Genomic DNA, 7139 nt, shown 5'->3' on the forward strand with positions numbered 1-7139 from the left:
GATCCTCGAAGGGCGGTAGAACGCGCCATGGCCGATCTCTTCGAAGCTGCCGGGCTGACGCCGCACGCGCCGTCTCCGCTCGCCGACCGCCTGCGACCGCAGCGGCTCTCCGAGGTCGTCGGACAGGATCACCTGTTGGGCGCTGAAGGGCCGATCGGCCGCATGGCCGAGGCCCGGCGGCTGTCCTCGATGATCCTTTGGGGCCCGCCCGGCACCGGCAAGACCACCATCGCCCGCCTGCTGGCCAAGGAGGCCGGCTACGAGTTCCAGCAGATCTCGGCGGTCTTCTCCGGCGTCGCCGACCTGAAGAAGGCGTTCGAGCAGGCGCGGATGCGGCGCGCTGCCGGCCAGTCGACTCTGCTGTTCGTCGACGAGATCCATCGCTTCAACCGCGCCCAGCAGGACGGCTTCCTCCCGTTCGTGGAGGAGGGGATCGTCACGTTGGTGGGAGCCACCACCGAAAACCCGTCGTTCGAACTGAACGGGGCGCTGCTGTCGCGGGCTCAGGTCTATGTGCTCAAGCGGCTGGACGACGAGGCGCTGGAGTCCTTGCTGGCCAAGGCCGAGGCGCATGAGCAGCGCGATCTGCCGCTGGAACCCGAGGCCCGTCAGGCCCTGGTCGCCATGGCCGACGGCGACGGACGCTACCTGCTGACCCTGGCCGAGACCCTGTTCAACATCGGATCGGCAAAGCTCCTGTCAATCAAGGACTTAGGCCAGATCCTTCAGAAGCGAAGCCCCGCCTACGACAAGGACCGCGAAGAGCACTACAACCTCATTTCCGCTCTCCATAAATCTGTCCGGGGCTCCGATCCGGACGCGGCGCTGTACTGGCTGGCGCGGATGCTGGGCGGCGGCGAGGACCCGCTGTTCATCGCCCGGCGGCTGATCCGCATGGCCGTCGAGGACATCGGCGAAGCCGACCCCATGGCCCTCGTCCTCGCCAACGCCGCCAAGGACACCTACGACTTTCTCGGCAGTCCGGAGGGCGAGCTGGCCCTGGCGCAGGTGGTCGTGCACCTGGCCGCCGCGCCGAAGTCCAACGCCGTCTATGTGGCCTTCAAGGCGGCGCAGCGGGCGGCGCGCGAAACCGGCTCGCTCATGCCGCCGGCCCATATCCGCAACGCCCCGACCAAGCTCATGAAGGATCTGGGCTACGGCAAGGGCTACGCCTACGACCACGACGTCGAGGGCGGCTTCTCGGGGCAGAACTACTTCCCGGAAGGCATGGAGCGTCAGCGCTTCTACCAGCCCAAGGATGTCGGCGTGGAGGCGCGGATCAAGGAGCGCCTGGAGCGCTGGGCCGAGCAACGGAACCGCCGGACGTGAAGCCCCGCACGCCGCCGAAGGTCAAAGCTCAGCCGAAGCCTGTCGTCCTGAGTCCCGAAGAGATCGCCCTGGTCCGCAGCCTGGTGATCTACGAGGACGCCGACATCATGGCGCTGAACAAGCCCTCGGGCCTGTCCAGCCAGGGCGGGCGAGGGCAGGTCAATACGCTGGACGAACTGCTGTGGGCCTTCGCAAAGCCGGGCAAGGCGCGGCCGCGCCTGATCCACCGGCTTGATCGCGACACCAGCGGCGTCATCCTCACCGCCAAGACCAAGCCGGCCGCCAGCTTCCTCGGCAAGCACATGATGGGGCGGCGGTTCGCCAAGACCTATCGCGCGATCGTCACGCCGGGACCGCCCGAGCCGGCCTCGGGCGTGATCGAGGCGGCCCTGCGCCGGGAGGAGTCGGGACGCGAGGCTTACATGCGCGTCTGCCCGCCCGATCATCCGGACGCTGAGGCGGCCTTGACCCGCTATCGAACGCTGGCGCGCGGCGAGACCACCGCCTTGCTCGAACTGACCCCCCAGACCGGCCGCATGCATCAGATCCGGGTGCATCTGGCGTCTATCGGGCGGCCGATCGCCGGCGACGTGCGCTATGGCGGCGCCTTGATGGCCGGCGGACATCCGGTTCCACGCCTTATGCTGCATGCCGCTGCATTGTCGTTCCCGCATCCCGCAGGCGGGACCAAGAAGATCGAGGCCGACACGCCGCAGGACATGCAGTCGCTGATCGCGGCCCTTGGTCTGGGCGGGAACGTCGCCAAGGCTTGACCGTTAGCCAGTGAGCGGGCCAACGGTCCGCGAGGGTGAGGTCATGACCATGAGACGCCTGACTGCGATCATCGTCCTTTGCGCCGCGTTGGCGGCCTGCGCCACGGCGCCTACCGTCTACGGTCCCGCGACCGGCGGGCAATCCGTCGGGTTCTCCGAGATGCGGATCGAGCCGGGCCGCTATCGCGTGACGTTCCGTGGGGGACCGGGCGCGCCGATGAGTCAGGTGTCCGACTACGCCCTGCTACGCGCGGCCGAACTGACGCTGGCCGACGGCTATGACTGGTTCCGGGTCGTCGACCGCTATGTCGCACAGAGCGGCTCAGACGGCGGCCCACGGCTCTCGGTCGGCGCCGGCGGCGGCAGCGGCGGCTATAGCAGCGGCGTCGGCGTCGGGGTGGGCACCAGCTTCAATCTCGGCGGCGGGCCGGCCCTGACCCAGACGATCGAAGTGATCATGGGCAAGGGAGCTCCACCCGCTTCCGCGGGCGGCCAAGTTTACAACGCCAGCGAGGTCCGCCGTACGATCGGGGAACGCATCTAGGTCGCCGCGTCGGCGGGCGCGTCGTGCCCGCGCAGCGCCACGTGTGTAAAGCCGGCGACCTCCGCAACGGCGAAGAAGCCGTCGGAGTGGAGCCCCTGGGCGATCAGCAGGGGCGCCAGGCCTTGCGCCTGTTCACCGATCTCCAGGAGGGCGGCGGCCACGTCGCTGTCGGCGCCCACGACATCGCCCGCATCAAGGGCCAGTCCCTGAAGCCGGACGTCTTTGAACGCAGCCGCAGCATCCCGTCCTGGCTGAAGGCGGGCGAACACGCCCTTGCACATCGCGCCAATCAAGCTGGTCACCTCATTGAGGCGCCCAGGCGGGGTGCCACGGCCGATCTCGGTCATCTCGACGATGACCCGGGTCTTCAGCGCCTCTGCAGAGCCGTGCGTCGCCTGGACCAGGCCGGCGCGGCCCCGCCGCCCCGCGAGATTGCGGAATGACTGGGGGATGACCAGCGGCAGCTTGGCTTCGGTGTCGGAGGGGCGAAGGCGTCCGGCGAACTCCAAAGTGGCGCGGTCGATGCTTTCGACATCGCTGTCGGCCAGGCGGCCGTAGGCCCAGGTCGGGATGATGACCCCGGACTTCACGTGCCGCACGACAGGTCGGATGCGCAGGGCCGCCGTGGCCGTGTGCTTCAGGCTGACGAGCTCTTCGATGGAATAGTCCAGGGCCAGGATGCGGCGTTCGGCCGTCACGAAGGTCCATGGCGGCAAACCCTCGGACGGTCCGACGGACGCCTCAACACCACTCTCGCGCACGTCCGACATCCAGCCGCCCCAACAGGGCTGCGAACATGACGAGACGGACTTAACCGGCCGTGACGAGGGTGGATTAACCGACCGTTTGCGCGGAGGGGGCGGTGCGTCGCATAAGAGCGCATGGAGAAACTTCTTTTGGTAGCCGCCGGAGGCGCGGCTGGCGCCGTGGCGCGCTACGCCGTGGGCGTCCAGGCGCTAAGGTTCTGGGGTCCGGGCTGGCCGTTCGGGACATTCATCGCCAACGTCTCGGGCGGCTTGTTGATGGGCATGCTGGCCGGCTATCTCGCGCATCGCGGGGGCGCCGATCAGGAGAAGCTGCGCGTGTTCCTGGGGGTCGGCGTCCTGGGCGGGTTCACGACCTTCTCGGCGTTCTCGCTTGAGACGGCGCTGATGGTCGAACGCCGCACGTATGGCCAAGCCTTCGCCTATGCGAGCGCCTCGGTGCTGCTCTCCATCTCGGCCCTGTTCCTGGGTCTGCTGCTGGCGCGGAGGATCTTCGCGTGAGAGAAGTTCGCAATATCGCCGTCGATCCGGGCGAAGACGGCGTGCGCCTGGACCGTTGGTTCCGGCGCCGCTGGCCGCACGTCTCGCAGATCCAGATCCAGAAGATGGCCCGCTCAGGGCAGATCCGCGTGGATGGCGGTCGGGCCAAGCCCGATCAGCGGCTGGCGGCCGGCGAGACGATCCGCGTCCCGCCGCTGCCTGACGCGCCCAAGCCTGGTGACAAGCCCGGCCTCGATCCGCGCGACATCGCCTACGCCAAGTCGCTGGTGCTCTACGAGGACGAAGAGGTCCTGGTGCTCAACAAGCCAGCCGGACTGGCGGTGCAGGGCGGAACCAAGACCACCAAGCACGTCGACCGCCTGCTCAGCGCCTGGGGCGAGGGGCTGGACCGACCGCGCCTGGTCCACCGGCTCGACCGCGACACCTCGGGCGTCCTGGTGCTCGGCAAGACCCCTGGGGCCGCCGCCAAGCTGTCGGGAGCCTTTGCGCGCCGGCGGGCCGAAAAGACCTACTGGGCGCTGGTGCTCGGCAATCCCAAGCCCTCCGAAGGGGTGATGGAACTGCACCTGGTCAAGAAGGGCGTCGGCGACCGCGAGATGGTGGTGCCGGCCGATCCGAAGGATCCCAACGCAGATCCGGCCGAGACCGAGTTCGTGACCGTCAGCCGCGCCGCGCACCGCGTCGCCTGGATGGCGCTGCGCCCGCACACCGGCCGGACCCATCAGCTGCGTGCGCACATGCTGGCCATGGGCCACCCGATCCTGGGCGACCCCAAATACAAGACCGACGCCTCGGCCGAGCTCTCGGGCAGCCTGAAGCTTCAACTGCATGCGCGCCGGTTGTCCCTGCCGCATCCCTCGCGCGGCACGCTGATCCTCGAGGCGCCGATCAGCAAGGAGCTGAAGGAAGGCTTCAACCGCTTCGGCTTTGATGAGCACGAGGCCAATCCGGAACCGTTCAAGAGCCGCAAGCGCCGGCACTAGGTCTCGAAGGCCACTTCCGGCTTGGCGTCCGGCGCCAGGAACCTCGCCGCCGAGACGGCCTCGGCCTCAATGGCCCGGAGGTCCTTGGCGGCGACCTTGCCGAACAGGCGGATGCGCACCGGCGCGGTCTTCTTCCTGGGCTCGATACGCCAGGTCCCCGCCACGACGCCATCGACCAGCACCATGGCCGGGATCAGTCCGTTCTTGCTGGCCAGCAGCGGCGCGTGCTCGGGGGCGATGATACCGGTCCGGTCGGCCCGGCATAGCACCGCGCCGTCGAAGTCGGCCAGGAGGCGCACCGGCGCGGGCGTCTCGCCAGGCGGTCTGACGGCGTCCTTGAGGTCGTAGAGCTTGCGGCCGCGCTCGTCCCTGAACGTCGTGAGGTCGTCGCCAAGCGCCTCGAACGTCGCCGCCGCGGCCTTCAGCCCAGACCAAGCCGAAAAATCCGCGGGCAACGACGGGCCGTGCGCGGCCAGATACCGGCGGGCGAGGGCTTGCGGCTGGGGCTCGCTGCGCTCGTCACGTCCAAGCCAGGTCTTGGCCAGGGTGAAGGCCCCGCCCGGCTCGTGGCCAAAGGGCGCATCCGAAGAGGCCTGCACAAGCGGCAGGAACATCCGCGTCGCATAGGCCAGCGGGCGAACGGGATCGAAGCCCTGAACCTCCAGTACCTGACGCACGCTCTCGAAATCCTTCGGCTCGGGCGCGAAGTGCTCGCGGCCGATCGACAGCACGGCCTCCAGCACCTCGGGCGTCGGCTTCACGCCCCACGGCAGGGTGACGTCGCGCGAGGGCATGATCGTCGTGCGGAAGGCCAGCACGTCGTCAGCGCTGGCCAGGTGCAGCGTTCCGCGCATCAGGGTGGAACGGACCACGCGACGGGTGTGGACGGCGTCCAGCAGGTCCTGCCGCGTGAAGTCCGTAAGCCGCGCCCAAAGGCCCAGGAACGGCGCCCGCGGCAACTGCGCCTGCAGGGCGAACAGCCGCTCCAGCGCGGCGACGGGATCCAGCGGCTCGCGGGCCAGCAGCATCTGCCGGGCCAGCAGGATGCGGTTCAGATCTCGCTGGGTCAGGACGGTGTCGCTCATCGCCGCAGGATCGCCGACACCGGCGCGCTTGCGCAATCGGCGATCCCCGGTCATTGCACGCACCGCGCCGCGCAATTCACTCGTGCGAGCGCAGGAGGCCGATGTGCAAAAGGGTTTCATCGAACCGGGCGAGAAGCCCAAGCGGTTCTACAAGGACGTCACGGTGGTGGCCGAGGGCGGCGCCTATTCGGTCAAGCTCGACGGACGCAACGTCCGCTCGCCCAAGGGCGGCAAACTCACTGTGCCGACGCAGGCCCTGGCTGAGATGGTCGCGGCCGAGTGGGACGCTCAGGGCAAGCACATCGAGATGGCCGCGATGCACATCACGCGCCTGGCCTTCACTGCGACCGAGGCGATCCCGCAGGCCCGCGACGCCACCGCCAGCCAGGTTGCGCAGTACGCGGCCTCGGACCTGCTCTGTTATTTTTCCGAGACCGGCAACAGCCTCTATGAGCGTCAGGTCGCGGGCTGGGACCCGGTATTGCGCCGCGCCGAGCAGGAGCTGGCCCTGGTCTTCCGGAGGGCCACCGGCATCATCCATACCGAGCAGCCTGAAGAGACCCTGGCCAAGGTCAAGGCGCTGGCGCTGGATCTCGACGACTTCGCCCTGACCGGCGTGGCGTTCGGCACTCCGCTGTTCGGTTCGGCGGTGCTGGCCCTGGCCCTGCAGCGTGGCTGGCTGACCGGCGAGGAAGCCTGGGCCCTGTCGCGCATCGACGAGGCTTATCAGGAAGAAAAGTGGGGCGTGGACGAGGAGGCGGCCGAGCGGACGGCGCGCCTGCTGGAAGAAGCGCGCATGCTCGACCAGTGGTTCAAGGCCCTCGGCTGACGCGGCCTGCGCGGTTGCCAGCATCGGATCGTCCGACTACGCCTTGAACCTTGGCGTGGGAGGCGGTCGCGTGAAGCACATCCTTGAAGAGCTGGAGAAGCGCCGTGGAGAGGCGCGTCTTGGCGGCGGCGAGCGCCGGATTGCGAGCCAGCACGGCAAGGGCAAGTTGACGGCGCGGGAGCGTCTGGACCTGCTGCTGGACGAGGGCTCGTTCGAGGAGTTCGACATGTTTGTCGAGCACCGGGCGGTGGACTTCGGGATGGCCGACAACCGGGTGCCGGGCGATGGGGTGGTGACCGGCTGGGGCCGGATCAACGGCCGGCTGGTGTTC

The 7139-nt window shown here is 68.7% G+C and carries 9 protein-coding genes; 7 read left to right on the forward strand and 2 right to left on the reverse strand.

Going from position 1 to position 7139, the window contains the following annotated elements:
* Window positions 1-27 precede the first annotated feature (27 nt).
* Genes ASC79_RS20465 through ASC79_RS20475 form a run of 3 tightly spaced genes read left to right on the forward strand, consistent with a single transcriptional unit; the run spans window position 28 to window position 2646 of the window.
* Window positions 28-1329 (forward strand): replication-associated recombination protein A, encoded by a 1302-nt coding sequence (locus ASC79_RS20465; RefSeq protein WP_056018132.1) that lies wholly within the window; start codon window positions 28-30, stop codon window positions 1327-1329.
* Complete coding sequence (locus ASC79_RS20470; RefSeq protein ID WP_056018133.1) at window positions 1326-2102, forward strand: RluA family pseudouridine synthase; 777 nt, start codon at window positions 1326-1328, stop codon at window positions 2100-2102. Before ASC79_RS20465 ends, ASC79_RS20470 begins: the two co-directional genes overlap by 4 nt.
* A 43-nt stretch (window positions 2103-2145) precedes the next feature.
* Window positions 2146-2646 (forward strand): hypothetical protein, encoded by a 501-nt coding sequence (locus ASC79_RS20475; protein WP_327082834.1) that lies wholly within the window; start codon window positions 2146-2148, stop codon window positions 2644-2646.
* Here ASC79_RS20475 and ASC79_RS20480 read toward each other — a convergent pair.
* A complete protein-coding gene (locus tag ASC79_RS20480; RefSeq protein WP_156378293.1) occupies window positions 2643-3416 on the reverse strand; it encodes a hypothetical protein in 774 nt (257 codons plus the stop codon). The two genes, ASC79_RS20475 and ASC79_RS20480, sit on opposite strands and share 4 nt — an antisense overlap.
* A gap of 111 nt (window positions 3417-3527) precedes the next feature.
* Here ASC79_RS20480 and crcB point away from each other — a divergent pair, with 111 nt between their 5' ends.
* Together crcB and ASC79_RS20490 are read left to right on the forward strand one after the other, a co-directional pair.
* Window positions 3528-3911 carry a fluoride efflux transporter CrcB gene (gene crcB / locus ASC79_RS20485; protein WP_056018137.1) on the forward strand — a complete coding sequence of 128 codons (384 nt, stop codon included), beginning with the start codon at window positions 3528-3530 and terminating at the stop codon, window positions 3909-3911.
* Entirely contained in the window at window positions 3908-4894 is a 987-nt protein-coding gene (locus ASC79_RS20490) for an RluA family pseudouridine synthase (RefSeq protein WP_056018139.1), read from the forward strand. The genes crcB and ASC79_RS20490 overlap by 4 nt, the downstream gene beginning before the upstream one ends.
* Here ASC79_RS20490 and ASC79_RS20495 read toward each other — a convergent pair.
* The gene (locus tag ASC79_RS20495) at window positions 4891-6015 is read right to left on the reverse strand and encodes a winged helix DNA-binding domain-containing protein (protein WP_056018141.1); all 1125 of its coding nucleotides are present in this window, start codon (window positions 6013-6015) and stop codon (window positions 4891-4893) included. The two genes, ASC79_RS20490 and ASC79_RS20495, sit on opposite strands and share 4 nt — an antisense overlap.
* A gap of 67 nt (window positions 6016-6082) precedes the next feature.
* Here ASC79_RS20495 and ASC79_RS20500 point away from each other — a divergent pair, with 67 nt between their 5' ends.
* Both ASC79_RS20500 and ASC79_RS20505 read left to right on the forward strand, forming a co-directional pair.
* Complete coding sequence (locus ASC79_RS20500) at window positions 6083-6808, forward strand: ATP12 family chaperone protein (protein WP_056018143.1); 726 nt, start codon at window positions 6083-6085, stop codon at window positions 6806-6808.
* A gap of 70 nt (window positions 6809-6878) precedes the next feature.
* Window positions 6879-7139: carboxyl transferase domain-containing protein (locus ASC79_RS20505; protein WP_304437889.1), on the forward strand; the 261-nt coding region annotated here is incomplete at its 3' end.

The sequence above is a fragment of the Phenylobacterium sp. Root1290 genome (assembly GCF_001425305.1).
Classification (GTDB): domain Bacteria; phylum Pseudomonadota; class Alphaproteobacteria; order Caulobacterales; family Caulobacteraceae; genus Phenylobacterium.